General features: G+C 60.0%; 15 protein-coding genes. 5 read left to right on the forward strand and 10 right to left on the reverse strand.

Annotated features, from left to right (window positions below):
- Nucleotides 1-319: 319 nt before the first annotated feature.
- A complete protein-coding gene (gene fadD2 / locus ACA057_RS24745) occupies nucleotides 320-2008 on the reverse strand; it encodes a long-chain-fatty-acid--CoA ligase FadD2 (protein WP_497343136.1) in 1689 nt (562 codons plus the stop codon).
- A 273-nt stretch (nucleotides 2009-2281) separates the two neighbouring features.
- Between fadD2 and ACA057_RS24750 the strand changes: the two genes are divergently transcribed.
- Together ACA057_RS24750 and ACA057_RS24755 are read left to right on the forward strand one after the other, a co-directional pair.
- Entirely contained in the window at nucleotides 2282-3226 is a 945-nt protein-coding gene (locus ACA057_RS24750; RefSeq protein WP_497343138.1) for an alpha/beta hydrolase, read from the forward strand.
- A gap of 42 nt (nucleotides 3227-3268) precedes the next feature.
- The gene (locus ACA057_RS24755; RefSeq protein WP_008151121.1) at nucleotides 3269-3739 is read left to right on the forward strand and encodes a MaoC family dehydratase; all 471 of its coding nucleotides are present in this window, start codon (nucleotides 3269-3271) and stop codon (nucleotides 3737-3739) included.
- A 125-nt stretch (nucleotides 3740-3864) separates the two neighbouring features.
- Here the strand turns inward: ACA057_RS24755 and ACA057_RS24760 are convergent, their stop codons facing one another.
- From ACA057_RS24760 to ACA057_RS24775, 4 genes are all read right to left on the reverse strand, one after another.
- On the reverse strand, nucleotides 3865-4725 hold the full coding sequence (locus ACA057_RS24760; RefSeq protein ID WP_497343140.1) for an efflux RND transporter periplasmic adaptor subunit: 861 nt from the start codon (nucleotides 4723-4725) through the stop codon (nucleotides 3865-3867).
- An 11-nt stretch (nucleotides 4726-4736) separates the two neighbouring features.
- On the reverse strand, nucleotides 4737-4943 hold the full coding sequence (locus ACA057_RS24765; protein ID WP_497343142.1) for a DUF1656 domain-containing protein: 207 nt from the start codon (nucleotides 4941-4943) through the stop codon (nucleotides 4737-4739).
- Nucleotides 4930-6918 carry an FUSC family protein gene (locus tag ACA057_RS24770; RefSeq protein ID WP_497343144.1) on the reverse strand — a complete coding sequence of 663 codons (1989 nt, stop codon included), beginning with the start codon at nucleotides 6916-6918 and terminating at the stop codon, nucleotides 4930-4932. Before ACA057_RS24770 ends, ACA057_RS24765 begins: the two co-directional genes overlap by 14 nt.
- 157 nt (nucleotides 6919-7075) lie before the next feature.
- Nucleotides 7076-7543 carry a ferritin-like domain-containing protein gene (locus tag ACA057_RS24775; protein WP_401363955.1) on the reverse strand — a complete coding sequence of 156 codons (468 nt, stop codon included), beginning with the start codon at nucleotides 7541-7543 and terminating at the stop codon, nucleotides 7076-7078.
- A 203-nt stretch (nucleotides 7544-7746) separates the two neighbouring features.
- On the opposite strand from ACA057_RS24775, the gene ACA057_RS24780 reads away from it, so the two are divergent.
- Together ACA057_RS24780 and ACA057_RS24785 are read left to right on the forward strand one after the other, a co-directional pair.
- Complete coding sequence (locus ACA057_RS24780; RefSeq protein ID WP_007949456.1) at nucleotides 7747-7983, forward strand: DUF3820 family protein; 237 nt, start codon at nucleotides 7747-7749, stop codon at nucleotides 7981-7983.
- 17 nt (nucleotides 7984-8000) lie between these two features.
- On the forward strand, nucleotides 8001-9182 hold the full coding sequence (locus ACA057_RS24785; RefSeq protein WP_497343146.1) for an aminotransferase class V-fold PLP-dependent enzyme: 1182 nt from the start codon (nucleotides 8001-8003) through the stop codon (nucleotides 9180-9182).
- A gap of 2 nt (nucleotides 9183-9184) precedes the next feature.
- Here ACA057_RS24785 and ACA057_RS24790 read toward each other — a convergent pair whose 3' ends face one another.
- The 4 genes from ACA057_RS24790 to zwf all read right to left on the reverse strand — a co-directional run bounded on the left by ACA057_RS24790 (nucleotide 9185) and on the right by zwf (nucleotide 13040).
- A complete protein-coding gene (locus ACA057_RS24790) occupies nucleotides 9185-9910 on the reverse strand; it encodes an intradiol ring-cleavage dioxygenase (RefSeq protein ID WP_497343148.1) in 726 nt (241 codons plus the stop codon).
- Between the two features lie 280 nt (nucleotides 9911-10190).
- A complete protein-coding gene (locus tag ACA057_RS24795; protein ID WP_401363946.1) occupies nucleotides 10191-10856 on the reverse strand; it encodes a bifunctional 4-hydroxy-2-oxoglutarate aldolase/2-dehydro-3-deoxy-phosphogluconate aldolase in 666 nt (221 codons plus the stop codon).
- A 17-nt stretch (nucleotides 10857-10873) separates the two neighbouring features.
- Complete coding sequence (pgl, locus tag ACA057_RS24800; protein ID WP_497343150.1) at nucleotides 10874-11587, reverse strand: 6-phosphogluconolactonase; 714 nt, start codon at nucleotides 11585-11587, stop codon at nucleotides 10874-10876.
- Nucleotides 11574-13040, reverse strand: a complete 1467-nt coding sequence (gene zwf, locus ACA057_RS24805) for a glucose-6-phosphate dehydrogenase (RefSeq protein WP_497343152.1) — start codon at nucleotides 13038-13040, stop codon at nucleotides 11574-11576. The genes pgl and zwf overlap by 14 nt, the downstream gene beginning before the upstream one ends.
- Nucleotides 13041-13279: 239 nt before the next feature.
- On the opposite strand from zwf, the gene ACA057_RS24810 reads away from it, so the two are divergent.
- Nucleotides 13280-14140 carry a MurR/RpiR family transcriptional regulator gene (locus tag ACA057_RS24810; RefSeq protein WP_177318169.1) on the forward strand — a complete coding sequence of 287 codons (861 nt, stop codon included), beginning with the start codon at nucleotides 13280-13282 and terminating at the stop codon, nucleotides 14138-14140.
- Between the two features lie 107 nt (nucleotides 14141-14247).
- On the opposite strand, the gene ACA057_RS24815 is transcribed toward ACA057_RS24810, so the two are convergent.
- Nucleotides 14248-15120 (reverse strand): D-hexose-6-phosphate mutarotase, encoded by an 873-nt coding sequence (locus ACA057_RS24815; RefSeq protein WP_497343154.1) that lies wholly within the window; start codon nucleotides 15118-15120, stop codon nucleotides 14248-14250.
- Between the last annotated feature and the right edge of the window lie 47 nt (nucleotides 15121-15167).

The following is a 15167-nucleotide window of genomic DNA, read 5'->3' on the forward strand; positions in this document are numbered from 1 at the left end:
GTTGGTGAGTCTGGCTTTTTTCTTAGGCCGAGAAGTCACAAGCGCGCCGAGAGTAGCAGCTTTGCCAAGGGTCGACTAGAGCCAAAAACCGCCTCTACAGTCACGATTTTGACTCATGATAATTAAATAGTCATTTTTAGAGTAAAGATTCTATAGCGCCTCGAAAGCCGCTGAAACAGGGGCTTTTCAGCGCCCTGAAAGCTTCGCGGGCAAGCCTCGCTCCTACAGGTTTCGTGTCGGCCGCCGAATGTGTGGACGACGCGCAACCTGTAGGAGCGAGGCTTGCCCGCGAACCGCGCGAAGCGCGGCCATTCACCACTCAGGCAATATTGCGCAGCTCCCGCCGCAAGATCTTGCCCACCGGCGTCATCGGCAACGACTCACGCAGCACGATGTGCTTGGGCACTTTGTACGCCGTGAAGTTTTCCTTGCAGTAAGCCTTCAGCTCTTCAAGGCTGACCCCCGACTCACGGGCCACCACAAACAGCTTCACCGCCTCCCCCGAACGCTCGTCCGGCACGCCGATCACCGCGCAGTTGGCGACTTTCGGGTGAGCCATGACCACGTCTTCGATCTCGTTCGGGTACACGTTGAAACCCGAGACGATGATCATGTCCTTCTTGCGATCGACGATGCGCACAAAACCGTCCGGGTCGATCACCGCGATGTCGCCGGACTTGAACCAGCCCTCGGCATCCAGCACTTCATTGGTGGCTTCGGGCTTCTGCCAGTAGCCCTTCATGATCTGCGGGCCCTTGATGCACAGTTCGCCGCGCTCACCCAATGGCTGTTCGACGCCTTCGTCATTGATGACTTTCAGCGTGGTGCCCGGCACCGGCAAGCCGACCGTGCCGAGGCGCGATTTGTCGCCGTACGGGTTGGTGCAGGCCACCGGCGAGGTTTCGGTCAGGCCGTAACCTTCGGTGATGCGGCAACCGGTGAGCTGTTCCCAGCGCTCGGCGGTGGCCTTGACCAGCGCGGTGCCGCCGGAGTTGGTGAGTTTGAGGCTAGAGAAATCCAGGGTCTTGAAATCCGGGTGGTCCATCAGCGCGACAAATAGCGTGTTGAGCCCGAGCAATGCCGAGAAGCGCCAGTTTTTCAGCTCCTTGATGAAGCCCTTGATGTCCCGTGGATTGGTGATCAGTACGTTGTGATTGCCCGACACCATCATGCACATGCAATTCGCGGTGAAGGCATAGATGTGGTAAAGCGGCAGCGGCGCGATCATCACCTCCTGCCCTTCGCGCAACAGTGGCTGACCGTCATTGCCCGACTGCTCCAGGCACGCCCGCACCTGTTGCATGTTGGCCACCAGGTTGCCATGAGTCAGCATCGCGCCCTTGGCCAGGCCGGTGGTGCCGCCGGTGTATTGCAGCACGGCGATGTCGCCGAGACTGGCGTTCAGCGGCTCGATCCCCAGGCCCCGGCCCAGACGCAGCGCGCTCTTGAAGGAAATGGCCTGGGGCAACGAATACGCCGGCACCATTTTCTTCACCTTGCTCACCATCGTGTTGACCAGCCAGCCCTTGGCGCCGGGCATCAGGTCGCCCATCTTCGCTTCGATCAGGTACTGGATGTCGGTGTCGGGAAGCACTTCCTGGACCTTCGCCCCGAACATGTTCAGGTAAATCAGCGCCCGGGCGCCGGAGTCCTTGAATTGATGACGCATCTCCCGCGCGGTGTACAGCGGGTTGGTGTTGACCACGATCAGCCCGGCGCGCAAGGCACCGAACACGGCAATCGGGTAATGCAGGACGTTGGGCATCTGCACCGCAATGCGATCCCCCGGCACCAGGTCGGTGTGAGCTTGCAGGTAACCGGCGAACGCTGCGCTGTAGCGTTCCAGTTCGGCGTAGGTCAGGGTTACGCCCATGTTGCTGAATGCCGGGCGGTCAGCAAATTTCTTGCAGGAACGCTCGAACACCTCGATCACCGACTTATAGGCTCCTTGATCGATGTCCAGGGGCACGCCGGCCGGGCGTTTGTCATTCCAGAAATCAGGTTGCATTGTTCTTGTCCTCTTTACCTGAACCTATCCGGGGCCGCTTTTCTGTCCTTTCTCTCTTTTCCCTCAAAAAGCAGAAAAAGCGAAAAGCGGAGCTTCACGGACACTAGCAGCTATGGCGAATCAGGCAAATATGCCAAAGGCCGTCATTGATCGTGTGAATCTTCCTGCCGTGGCGTGGCCTGATCAGACGGCGGGCGTTGGATGCGCTATACACTTGAGCTGCAAGCTTTAAGTTGCAAGCCGCAAGCTCTATGCCCCAGCAAAGGAACCGCCATGATCCACGACACTTTCTGGCTGACCGCGAGTGACCGCAGCCGCCTCTTCGTCAACCAGTGGCTGCCCGAGCCGCCCTTAAAAGCAGTGATCCTGTTGGCGCACGGTATGGCGGAACACAGTGGCCGCTACACCCGACTGGCAGAAAAACTCTGCGCTCAGGGCTATGGCGTCTACGCGCCGGACCTGCGCGGACATGGCAAAACTGCCGAAAACGGGACACTGGGCCATTTCGCCGACGACGATGGCTGGTGCAAGGTGGTGGGCGACCTGGCGAGCCTCAACCAGCACATCGGCCAACAACATCCGGGCGTGCCGATTGTGCTGCTCGGCCACAGCATGGGCAGCTACATCGCCCAGGCGTATCTGCTGCATCACAGCGCCAGCCTGCATGGCGCGGTGCTCAGCGGTTCGAACTTCCAGCCCGTGGCGCTTTATCGCGCGGCGCGGCAGATCGCCCGTCTGGAAAAACTGCGCCAAGGTCCCAAGGGCCGTAGCGCGCTGATCGAATGGTTGTCATTCGGCTCATTCAACAAGCGATTCAAGCCTGCGCGCACGCGGTTCGACTGGCTCAGCCGGGATCCGGCGGAGGTCGATCTGTACGCCAATGACCCACTCTGCGGCTTTCGTTGCACCAATCAGCTGTGGATCGATTTGCTCGGCGGCTTGCAGCAAATCAGCAAAGCGTCCAATCTCGCTCAGATCGATCCGGGCCTGCCGCTGCTGGTGATAGGCGGTGAATGTGATCCGGTGAGCGAAGGCAAACGTCTGAAAGATCTGGCCCATGCGTTGCGCACGGCCGGCAGCCAGAACCTGCAACTGACTGTTTACCCGCAGGCACGGCATGAACTGTTCAACGAGAGCAACCGCGATGAAGTGATCAATGACGTATTGAACTGGATCGCCCAGGCGCTGAGCCACCGTCGGCCAACTAGATCGGAATAGTTTTTTTGTGAATTTATTTATTCGTGACAGGAATTGAAACAGATGACCCAGGTTACCAACACCCCTTACGAAGCCCTCGAAGTCGGCCAGACCGCCAGCTATAGCAAGACGGTCGAAGAGCGCGACATTCAGTTGTTCGCCGCGATGTCCGGCGATCACAACCCGGTACACCTGGACGCAGAATTCGCCGCGGGCACCATGTTCAAGGAGCGCATCGCTCACGGCATGTTCAGCGGTGCGCTGATCAGTGCAGCGGTGGCTTGCGAGCTGCCTGGGCCGGGGACAATCTATATCGGTCAGCAGATGAGCTTTCAAAAGCCGGTGAAGATCGGCGACACCTTGACGGTGCGTCTGGAAATTCTCGAGAAACTGCCGAAGTTTCGCGTGCGGATTGCCACCCGTGTGTTCAATCAGCGCGATGAGTTGGTGGTGGATGGCGAGGCGGAGATTCTGGCGCCGCGCAAACAGCAGACGGTGACGTTGCCTACGTTGCCGGCGATCAGCATCGGCTGAAGCGCCTTCGGCGCTATTCGCGAGCAAGCCCGCTCCCACATTAGATCACCAGTGAACACAGATTTTGTGTACGACAGCGTTCAAGTGTGGGAGCGGGCTTGCTCGCGAAGGGCATCACCTCGCTATCACTGCCCCTCCTGCACCTGCACACTCGCCGTCATCCCCGAACTCAAGTTCATCCCTTCCGGCACCTTATCCAGCTTGATCCGCACCGGAATCCGCTGCGCCAACCTCACCCAGTTAAACGTCGGTTCCACCTCCGCCAGCAGTTGCCCATCCGGCGTGGTGTTGCGGTCGGTAATCCCGCGGCTGATGCTTTCGACATGCCCCTGCAACGCCTCCCCGGCGCTCATCAACCAGACCTTCACCGGGTCGCCGACGCGAATCCGTGGCAGTTTGGTTTCTTCGAAATAAGCCTGCACATAGAAGGTCGAATCATCGATCAACGCCATCACCGATTGCCCGGCATTCACATAGTTGCCTTCCGCCAGGCGCAGGTTGGTGATGTGCCCATTGCGTGGTGCGTGGACCTGGCTGCGGGCCAGGTTGAGCTCCGCGACCTTGGCTTCGGCCTGGGCTTCACGCAGTTCGCCCCGAGCGATCCCGGCGTTGATTTGCGCGTTCTCCCGCAGTTCGGCGCTGATCGCCTGCGGCCCGAGACTGGCACGGCGACTGGCTTCGCGCTCACGCAGATTGAGCTGTTGCTGGCGCGTCTCGACCACCGCTTTCGCCTTCTCCAATGCAGCAACGAAGCGATCACGATCGATGCTCAGCAACAGGTCGCCAACCTTGACCGGCTGATTGTCGAAGACCTTGAGTTCACGCACCCAACCCGACACGTCCGGGGCGATGACCACCACATCGGCGCGGATCCGCGCGTCGCGAGTCCAGGGCGTCAACATGTAGTACTGCCACAAATGGAAACCGGCAAAAACCGCCACCGCCACCAGGCACAGGGTTACCGCGACACGTACGGGTGTACGCATGTTCAACTCCTTCATAAAGGTCCGAGGACGACGGTGATCACGGTCAATACACAGACGTACAAGGCGCAATCAAATAACGCTTCGTGCCAGATCCAGCGACCGACCGGCGTCAGGCGCAACAGCAGGCGCAAGGCACCGGTCACCAGCAGCGCCAGCAGCACATAAATCAGAAACGGACTGAGCAGCACGCCACCCACCGACCACTCACGCAAGCCCATGACTTTCCTCCTGCTGGCGACACCAGGCGCGCCAGCTGTTTTGCAATTGCAGCACCGCGCCCTGGGCCAGTTTCACGGCATCGCTGGGCGGCAGTGTGTACAAGGTCTTGAGAAACTCTTCGCTCGGTTGCGCCAACGCTTCGGCGTTGCGAGCGGTCGGGCCTTGCTCCAGGACTTTTTCCAGTTGGTCGAGATAGCGCCGTTGCTGCGCGCTGACCGGTGCCTGCGCCACGGCGAGGCTCAAGCGCAGATGCAGCAATTCGTCGCCGATATCCAGGCCGAGCAAACCGTCGTCCCAGCGGCTGCGCGCCGGCTCCGGCAGTTCCGGATAGTGCCGCGCCAGTTGCAGCAAGCGATCGGCCATGCGCCCGCCGAACCAGCTTTCGGCACCGCGCAGGTTGCGTCGGGTCAGGCGCACCAGATCGTGGAGCGTGGCCGCCAACAACCGTCGGCCATGCCACGTCGGGTTGCGCAGGATCAGCAAATGAAACGCCAGCACCGCAGCACCGACCCCAACAATCATGGCTTGGGCGCTGTTGAAGAATGTCGCGACATCGAATCTCATCGTATTGAGCGGCGCTACCAGGACAATGAAGTGCAGACAGAACGAAGTGGCCGTGGCGCCGATCTGTGGCTTGGCCATGCCCAGCGCCCCGAGGAACAACGGCACGCCCATGCCCATGCACAGCAAGGCAAAACCGCTCCATTGCGGCAGCAGAATCTGCCCGACGATAAACGCCGCCGGCACCGCCAGAAAAATCCCGCGCATAAAACTCATGCCGATTTGGGCACCGTTTTCGCGGCTGGCAAACAGGCTGCAGACCACACACGTCAACACCAGCGCACCCGATGCGGCAGGCCATGCCGTCGCCAACCAGAAGCACGAGACCACCAGAAAGGCCAACGCACTGCGCGCACCGAACACCAGCGCCAATGACAGGTCGCGGTGAGGTGTCAGGGTGCGTGGCGGATCGACCGTTTCCCTGCCCTCCTCGACCGCTTTCAACGCCGCGTTCGCCGCCATGGCGGTATCCATCAGCAAGGTGAAACGGACCAGGCAATAACTCTGCGCGGAGCTGATCTGCGGATCGTGCGAGGCGTCGAGCAATCGTGGCCGTAACGCTTGCAGGGTCGAGGTATCGGCGCTGACCAACGCTTCCTGAACCTCAATCATCCAGTGCAGCAATTGCTTGGACTCCTGGGGTTCCAACTGCTTCCACTGGCGGCGCACCGAACGGGCGATGCGCAGCAGCATCAACAGTTTCTGGCTCAGGCCGCTGATCGCACGCGCACGCTGCCGACCGAGGCCGCCTTCGAACCAGGCATGCTCACGCTGGGCATCCACCGCGACAATTCTGCCGAGAATTTCCAACAGGCCTCTGCGCGCCTGACCATCGCCGGCCAGGGTCGCGCGTGCAGCATTCATCCCGCTTTGCCAGGCGGCTCGCGCCTGATCCGCCAGTTGCCGTTCGACGCGCATCGGCCACAGCAGCGCACTGGCGGCGGTGGCGCAGAGAATGCCCAGGCAGATTTCCGTGCAACGCGCCACGGCTTGATCGAACACCGTCAGCGGATGGGTAATGGCCGGCAACGCGATGATCGCCACCGTGTAACCGGCCAGCACGAAGGAATAGGACCAGGCGCTGCGCAGCAGGGTCGAACTCGCCGTACACAACCCGAGCCACAGCGCCAAGGCCAACAGGAACAGCCAGGGCGTCTGGGCGAACAAGCCCATGAACACCACCGACATGATTGTCCCGATCAACGTCCCCAACAGCCGCGCCAGGCCCTTTTGCACCACCATCCCGGACAAGGGCTGGGCGACAATGAACGCGGTCATCAAGGCCCAGGCCGGTTGCTCCAGGCCCCAGCGCAACGCCAGCCACAGCGCCAGGCCTCCGCCGATCAAGGTCTTGATCGCGAACTGCAAGGCGCGGCGGTCAGGCGCAAATAAAGCCTGCAAAGTGATAGGCACGTAGAGGACTCTTGGGAAGACGATTTAACGATAGACGGCTTCGGTTCATTCACTTGAAAAACAAATTATTAGCTAGCTATCTATACCCCGTCCAGCGCTAATTCCCAGGCACAAAAAAACGCCAGACTGGCTGGCGTTTTTGACAGACTTTGCGTACTTACGAGCGTGCGCGAGCCTGATTACGCAGGGCTTTTACCTGATCGTGATTGCGTTGTACGCCGTGGTACTGACGTTCAACCAGGTCACGAATGCCCACCAGGTTGTGCTTGTTGATTTTTTCCATGGCTTCTTTGTAAGCCTTCAGCGCATGATCTTCACCACGCTCGGCTTCGTTCAGCACGGCTTCTTCATCCTTGCCGGTGAACATCGCTTTCACGTCGACCCAGCGACGGTGCAGGTCACCGCTGACACTGGTGGAAGTTTCCGGATCACCGCCCAACGAGCGCACGGCCGCTTGCAGTTCGGACGCCGCGGTGGCGCAGTCGGCGGAACGCTGAATGAACAGCGTTTTGAGCTCTGGATGTTTGATGTCTTCAGCGCACGTCTTGAACCCTTCCTGACCGTCTTTGCTGGTTTCAATCAGGTCGTTGAGTACAGAGATGGCTTCTTTATTCATGTCGGTCATTTTCAATTCCTCGCGGGTTGATGAAAGATGCATTAGGTATTGCACCCTGCATGCCAGCTTCGAACTGATCAATTATTCTTTATATTTCAACAAGTTAACTTTTAACCAAAAATCTGTATCCGCTTTTTTTGCATGATCTGTCATTTGGCCTGCATGCAGAATGCCTGTATTTTCCAGACTGTTTGAATCAAGACGACTGATTGATGAACCCTGAAAAGCTTGAATTGCTGATTACCCGTGAAATGCCTTTCGGCAAGTACAAGGGCCGAATCATTGCCGACCTGCCCGGCCAATACCTGAACTGGTTCGCCCGGGAAGGTTTCCCCCATGGTGAACTGGGCGGCCTGCTGGCCCTGATGCAGGAAATCGATCACAACGGCCTGTCAGAGTTGCTCGAGCCGTTGCGCGCCAAACACGGCAAACCTGCCCCTCGCCACTGATCCTGACTGAGTAATCCATGCCCGATAACACCCGCCGCGCCCGTGATGAAGCCTTTTGGCTGACCTTTGCCGATCGTTATGCTGTTGAACCTGGCCCGGTGAACCTGGAAAACGGTTACTTCGGGCGCATGTCCCGAACGGTGGTCGAGGAGTACCAGCGCAACATCGAACTCATCAATCGCAGCAACTCGGTGCATGTGCGGCAGCAATTCGAGGGGGTTGAAAGCCAGGAGATTCGCGCGCAACTCGCCGAGCTGATGGGCGTACCTGCCGGCAGCGTCGCCCTGACTCGCAACGCTTCGGACGGTTTGCAATCACTGATCCGCAACTACAACCGCTTGCAGCCGGGTGACCAGGTGCTGATCTGCGACCTGGAATACGACACCGTCAAAGGCGCCATGCGCTGGCTCGCGCGCCATCGTGGCGTCGAAGTGATCGAGATCGAACACGCACACCCCGCCACGTTCGACAGCTTGCTGGCCTCCTACCGTGAAGTCTTCGTGCGTTACCCGCGACTCAAACTGATGGCCCTGACCCACGTCACTCATCGCACCGGGTTGGTGATGCCGGTGCAGGCGATTGCCGCGATCGCCAAGGAGCATGGCGTCGACGTGATCCTCGACGGCGCCCATGCGCTTGGCCAACTGGAGTTCAATCTCGACAACCTGGGCATCGCGTTTGCCGGGTACAACCTGCATAAATGGATCGGTGCGCCGCTGACGCTGGGCTTCATGTACATCGCCCCTGAACGCCTGGCCGACATCGACCCGGACATGGGCGAGATGCATTTTCCGCTCTACGATATTCGCGCCCGCACGCCCTATAGCACGCCGAACATCCCGGCACTGCTGACCCTGCCGCTGGTGTTCGAGGAGCACCGCGCGATGGGGGGTTCTGCCGCCAAGGGCGCACGGCTCAATTACCTGCGCAACCTGTGGGTGCGCGCGGTGCGCGAGTTGCCGGGCATCGAAGTCCTGACCCCGGATGACCCGCGCCTGTATTGCGGTATCACCTCGATGCGCTTCACCCGGCATGCCGATCAACAGGCGATGGCCGAGCGGCTGCTCAAGGACTACAACCTGTTCACCGTGGTGCGCAGCGGTGCGGCGTGTGGCCCGTGCATCCGCATCACGCCAGGGCTCACAACCACCGCAGCGGACATGCGCTTGCTGGCCAAGGCACTGACCGAACTGCGCTGACGTCACACGGTGTACTTGTCGAAATCCTCGGGCTTGATTTGTGTCGACACCGCAAACGTGTCGACACCGATGGTGGTATGGCCGAAAAAGCCGTCTTCATTCGAGTCCCGGCCGAGGGTGTGAACCTTCAAGATCGAAGCTTCGCCGCCCATGGTTTCATAGAAATAATCCTCTTCGTTGGACAGCGCCGAGACGGCTCGGCCGCGATACTCCCGGGCATTAAGCACCGCGCGCGAGGCGACGCCGGGGAAGTACAGTTGACCGACCCAGGCGACGTGTCGCTCTTGCAGATAATTGTTACCGCCCGTGATGCGCACGGCGACGTGGATGTGCAGCGCGCGGCCGGCATAGAACCCCGGATAGATCGTGGTGAAACGCACGATGCCTTTCTTGTCGGTGAACTGCCCACCGCGCAGGTAGGTGTCGTCGTCGGTGCGTGGGATCGAGCCGATGTCACCGACATCGGCCTCTTTGTCCGGATTGACCTTGCTCCAGCCCGAATAGGCCCCGCGCGCGTTGCAATGCCAGATATCCACCAGCGCGTCCGTCACCGGATGCCCGGTCATGGCGTCGACGATCGCCAGCCGCAACACCAAGGGAATACCCTCGGCGCCTTCGCTGATGTTTCTTCTGATGAGTTTGGGGTTTCGGAAATACGGGCCGGCGATCTGTTCGGGGGAAAGCTGGTAAACCGCTGGTGTGGGTGCAACTGAGGTGATGTCGTCCATGACGTTCTCTCTTCCATAAGATGAACGCAGGCTAGCACTGGCCGACCATCGAGAGGCGGTAACTATGTATCGCATGATGTCCTGTAGGAGCGAGCGGTGCGGCGATCCGACTTGCCCGCGAAAGCGATCTGACATTTAACATTGTCGGTGACTGATACACCGCTTTCGCGGGCAAGCCTCGCTCCTACAGGTTCTTTTCTACGGGCAAAAAAAAACGGTGCACCGACCAAGCGCACCGTAAAGCCGTAGAACACACAACGAAGTGTTTGGTAGAAGCCGATCAGTCCAGCAGCGCCAATGCCTCGGCGGTGCATTCCTGGATGCGGGCCCAGTCGCCGTTCTTGATCCACTCCGGATCAAGCATCCAGCTACCGCCCACGCACATCACGTTTTTCAACGCCATGTAGCTCTTGATGTTGGCCGGGCTGACGCCGCCAGTCGGGCAGAATTTGACTTCGCCGAACGGGCCACCCAAGGCCTTGATGGCCGCGACGCCGCCGCTGACTTCCGCCGGGAACAGCTTGAAGCGGCGATAACCCAGGCCGTAGCCTTCCATGATGCCCGAGGCGTTGCTGATGCCGGGCAACAGCGGAATCGGGCTGTCGACGCTGGCTTCGAGCAGATCACGGGTGATGCCCGGCGTGACGATGAATTGCGAGCCGGCGGCTTCGGCGGCGGCCAGCATGTTGCGATCGAGCACGGTGCCGGCACCGGTCACCAGTTCCGGACGCTGCTCACGCAGAATCTGGATGGCCTTGAGGCCGAACTGCGAACGCAGGGTCACTTCGAGGGCGGTCAAGCCACCGGCCGCGAGGGCATCGGCCAGCGGCAGGACGTCCTGTTCGCGAGCGATGGTGATCACCGGCAGAATCCGCGCCTTGGCGCAGAGGCTGTCGATCAGGGCAACTTTATCCGCCATGGATACGGTCGGGGATGTGTTTTTCATAGCGGCTGTTCCTTGGCTCATGGGCACCAGTAAATCTCTAACGTAGGTTGCAGAAACGCGCGAATCGGCATGGCGGCGACATCGTCACCGGCCAATGCGGCACTCAAAGTGGTCAGTTTGGACTGACCGGAAATCGACAGAACGGTGGTCTTGGCCGACGCCAGCAGCGCACGACTCATGGTCAGGCGCTGATGCGGCACGGTCGGCGCCAGCATTGGGTAGCAACGGCGTGTGCCATCGACTTTCAAGGCGTCACTCAGGTTTGGACTGTTCGGGAACAACGAGGCGGTGTGCCCGTCGTCGCCCATGCCCAGCACCAGCACGTCGATCGCCGGCAATTCGGCGAGCAAACGGTCAGCCTGCTCAGCCGCCTGTTCCAGGTTGGTACTGGCGCTGTAGAGGCTGAGGAATTGCGCCTTGGCCGCCGGGCCTTGCAACAAGTAACGTTTGAGCAAACCGGCATTGCTGTCGGCGTGCTCAACCGGCACCCAGCGCTCGTCGGCCAGGGTCACGACCACCTTGGACCAGTCGAGTTTCTGCTTGGCCAGGTTCTGGAAAAACGCCACCGGGCTGCGTCCACCGGACACCACCAGCGTCGCGGTACCGCGCGCGTCGATGGCGTCACTCAATTGCTTGGCCACCTTCAGCGCCAAACCATCGGCCAGCAGCACCGGGCTCTTGAACTCATGGGCGCTGACGCCCTGAGGCAGTTTCAATTCAGATATCGCCATACCACGACCTCCCATCCCGCGTGATCAGTGCAATGGAACTCATCGGTCCCCAGGAGCCAGCCGCGTACGGCTTGGGCGCATCACCGGATTTTTTCCACCCGGCGATCAACTGGTCACACCACTTCCACGCGGCTTCGATTTCATCTTTACGGACAAACAGGTTCTGATTGCCGCGCATCACTTCCAGTAACAACCGTTCGTAGGCATCGGGAATCCGTGCGCTGCGCCAGGTGTCGGAAAAATTCAGCTGCAACGGACCGCTGCGCAGCTGCATGCCCTTGTCCAGGCCTTGTTCTTTGGTCATCACACGCAAGGAAATGCCTTCGTCCGGTTGCAGGCGGATAATCAGCTTGTTGCTGATTTGCAGGCGCTGCTCGGGGGCGAAGATGTAGTGCGACGGTTCCTTGAAGTGGATGACGATCTGCGACAGCTTCTGCGGCATGCGCTTGCCGGTACGCAGGTAAAACGGCACGCCGGCCCAACGCCAGTTGCGGATATCGGCACGCAGGGCGACGAAGGTTTCGGTGTCGCTCTGGGTGTTGGAATTGGGCTCTTCCAGGTAACCGGGCACCGGTTTGCCTTCGCTGTAGCCGGCAATGTACTGGCCGCGCACCACTTGCGTAGTCAGGCCTTCCGGGCTGATCGGCGCCAGCGCCTTGAGCACTTTGACTTTCTCGTCGCGGATACTGTCGGCGGACAGGTCGGCTGGCGGGTCCATGGCGATCAGGCAGAGCAGTTGCAGCAGGTGATTCTGGATCATGTCCCGCAGCTGACCGGCCTTGTCGAAGTAACCCCAGCGGCCTTCGATCCCGACCTTCTCGGCCACGGTAATTTCAACGTGGGAGATGTAATTCTGGTTCCACTGGGTTTCGAACAGGCTGTTGGCAAAACGCAGGGCGATCAGGTTTTGCACCGTCTCTTTGCCCAGGTAATGGTCGATGCGGTAGGTGCGGTTCTCCGGGAAGTACTGCGCCACGGCGTCGTTGACCTTGCGCGAGGATTCCAGGTCCGAACCGATCGGTTTTTCCAGCACCACGCGGGTATTTTCGCTCAGGCCGACCTTCGACAGGTTCTCGCAGATCGCGCCGTAAACGGCTGCTGGCGTGGCGAAATAGGCAATGACCCGTTGCGCGCTACCGGCCATCTCCGCCAGGGCGACGTAATCGTCAGCCTTGAGGAAATCGACGTGCAGGTAACTCAGGCGCGCCAGGAAACGTTCGACCACGCCTTCGTCCAGTTCTGCACCGACGTAGCGGCGCAGCTCGGAGGCGATGAACGCCAGATGCTCCTGCTCGCTGCCAGGCTCACGGGCCAGCGCGATAACTCGCGTGTCCTCGTGCAAGAGGCCTGCGCCGTCGAGTTGATAGAGGGCAGGAAACAGCTTGCGCAAGGCCAGGTCGCCAAGGGCGCCGAACAAGGCAAAGGTGCACGGTTCAACCGTAATCGAAGGCATGATGTTTGTTCTTTTATCAAGTTAAGCTACAAATACCTTTTTTCAAGGCATCACTCAAGGGAAAATGTAGTAATAACCACAACATTTTCGCAAAATACAGATTCCGAGTGGTGGTCGGTCGGAGCCATCAGTAGGATAGGCCACCGTTACGGGCCCGATCAAAGTCCCAATTTGCATAGTCGAGGCCCTTATTTGCATTGCTCTCTTGTTTGCAGAGCCAAGGAACCTATATGGACCGCGTGCGAAATTTACTGGAACAGATCCAGAATCGCCTTGAAGACCTGAACAAGGCAGAACGCAAAGTCGCCGAAGTGATCCTGCTCAACCCACAGCAGGCCACCCGGTTCAGCATCGCCGCCCTCGCCCAGGCCTCAAAAGTCAGCGAGCCGACGGTCAACCGTTTCTGCCGTTCGTTCGGCGTCAGCGGCTATCCGGAACTCAAGCTGCAGTTGGCGCAAAGCCTGGCCAGTGGCGCGGCGTATGTCAGCCGTGCGGTCGAGGCCGATGACAATCCTGAGGCGTACACGAAAAAAATCTTTGGCAGCGCCATCGCCTCGCTGGACAGTGCCTTGCAGGCGCTGGATCCGAACCTGATCAGCCGCGCCGTCGACCTGTTGATCCAGGCCCGGCAGATCCACTTCTTCGGCCTCGGCGCCTCGGCCCCGGTGGCGCTGGATGCGCAGCACAAGTTCTTCCGTTTCAACCTGGCCGTCACCGCCCACGCGGACGTGCTGATGCAACGCATGATTGCGTCGGTGGCCCACACCGGCGAATTGTTCGTGATCATTTCCTACACCGGCCGCACCCGCGAACTGGTGGAAGTGGCACGTATTGCCCGGGAGAACGGCGCTTCGGTGCTGGGCCTGACGGCCGAGGGTTCGCCATTGGCCAAGGCCAGTACATTGAGCCTGAACATTCCGTTGCCGGAGGACACCGACATCTACATGCCGATGACCTCGCGGATCATTCAGCTGACGGTGCTCGACGTACTGGCCACCGGCATGACCTTGCGTCGCGGTGTGGACTTCCAGCCGCATTTGCGCAAGATCAAGGAAAGCCTGAATGCCAGTCGGTATCCGATTGGGGATGAGTTTAATTAGGCCAGGATTTTGATTGCCTGCCCGGGCCTCTTCGCTGGCAAGCCAGCTCCTACAAGGTGCGCACCGCTTTTGTAGGAGCTGGCTTGCCCGCGAAGGCGCCAGCCGCCTCAACACATCACTTGAGCCAACCCCCCAACCCGCGCCTGCAAACTCAAATGCGCCCGCTCCCCCGGCGCCAGGCTCAGGCTGTCCGTACCGCCGCTGGCCGCTTCCACACAGACAAACCCGGAAATCTCATTCCAGCTCACCCCCAACAATGGCCGTGAGCCCGGATGCCAGACCACGGTGTCCGCATGGTCGCCGGTATCGATGCACAACGCCCGCTGCCAGGCGTGGTCCTTGAGCTGCAATTCGCCGTCATGCTGGAACACCCGCTGACAGCCGCCGTCGACTCGAAGCTCACCTTCCTGCTGGCAAACCTGACGGTTCAACTGGTCGTAACCGTGCGCTCCGTCGAGCCCAGACAGCGCTATCTCACCGACATCACCAATACGCCAATACGCGTGCAACGCCTGACTCAATTGGCACGGCAGGCTGTCCTGATGCTCGGTGCTCAGGCGCAAATCCATGCGTTCGCCAAGGTGTGCATGCAAGTCGACTTGCCAGTCGCACAGTTGAAGTTGCCAATGCAGGCGCACGCCATCGTCGTCATGGCGGCTGTCGATCAGCTTCCAGTCGATCAGCCGTGCCCAACCATGGGACGGCCAGGCGTTTTCGCTGGGATGCCGGCCATACCACGGCCAACACACCGGCACGCCGCCGCGAATCGCCCCGACTTGCGGCCACTTCGCCGCGCACCACAACCAGGGTTTCTGACCCGTGGGCTGGAAGTGCAGCAACTGCGCGCCCTGCCGACTGAACACCGCCTGACACAGCGGATGATCGATCACCAGCACATCGCGCTTCTGATAGCGCTCCCACGCAAACACCGGACGTTCGCGCAAGGATTTGAAGAAGCGTTGTAGCGGATGCTCAAGCATGTGCCACGGTCCTGAAAATCATCTGTCACCCGGGGTGCGCCGCCCCC

It is taken from the genome of Pseudomonas sp. LBUM1661, from assembly GCF_059695925.1.

Coding starts and splice junctions, on each gene's coding strand:
- ACA057_RS24785 (WP_497343146.1), top strand. CDS start 8,001: ATGCCCGATAACACCCGCCGCGCCCGTGATGAAGCCTTTTGGCTGACC.
- ACA057_RS24755 (WP_008151121.1), top strand. CDS start 3,269: ATGACCCAGGTTACCAACACCCCTTACGAAGCCCTCGAAGTCGGCCAG.
- ACA057_RS24775 (WP_401363955.1), bottom strand. CDS start 7,543: ATGACCGACATGAATAAAGAAGCCATCTCTGTACTCAACGACCTGATT.
- ACA057_RS24795 (WP_401363946.1), bottom strand. CDS start 10,856: ATGAAAAACACATCCCCGACCGTATCCATGGCGGATAAAGTTGCCCTG.
- ACA057_RS24765 (WP_497343142.1), bottom strand. CDS start 4,943: ATGGGCTTGCGTGAGTGGTCGGTGGGTGGCGTGCTGCTCAGTCCGTTT.
- ACA057_RS24760 (WP_497343140.1), bottom strand. CDS start 4,725: ATGCGTACACCCGTACGTGTCGCGGTAACCCTGTGCCTGGTGGCGGTG.
- fadD2 (WP_497343136.1), bottom strand. CDS start 2,008: ATGCAACCTGATTTCTGGAATGACAAACGCCCGGCCGGCGTGCCCCTG.
- ACA057_RS24815 (WP_497343154.1), bottom strand. CDS start 15,120: ATGCTTGAGCATCCGCTACAACGCTTCTTCAAATCCTTGCGCGAACGT.
- pgl (WP_497343150.1), bottom strand. CDS start 11,587: ATGGCGATATCTGAATTGAAACTGCCTCAGGGCGTCAGCGCCCATGAG.
- ACA057_RS24750 (WP_497343138.1), top strand. CDS start 2,282: ATGATCCACGACACTTTCTGGCTGACCGCGAGTGACCGCAGCCGCCTC.
- ACA057_RS24790 (WP_497343148.1), bottom strand. CDS start 9,910: ATGGACGACATCACCTCAGTTGCACCCACACCAGCGGTTTACCAGCTT.
- zwf (WP_497343152.1), bottom strand. CDS start 13,040: ATGCCTTCGATTACGGTTGAACCGTGCACCTTTGCCTTGTTCGGCGCC.
- ACA057_RS24780 (WP_007949456.1), top strand. CDS start 7,747: ATGAACCCTGAAAAGCTTGAATTGCTGATTACCCGTGAAATGCCTTTC.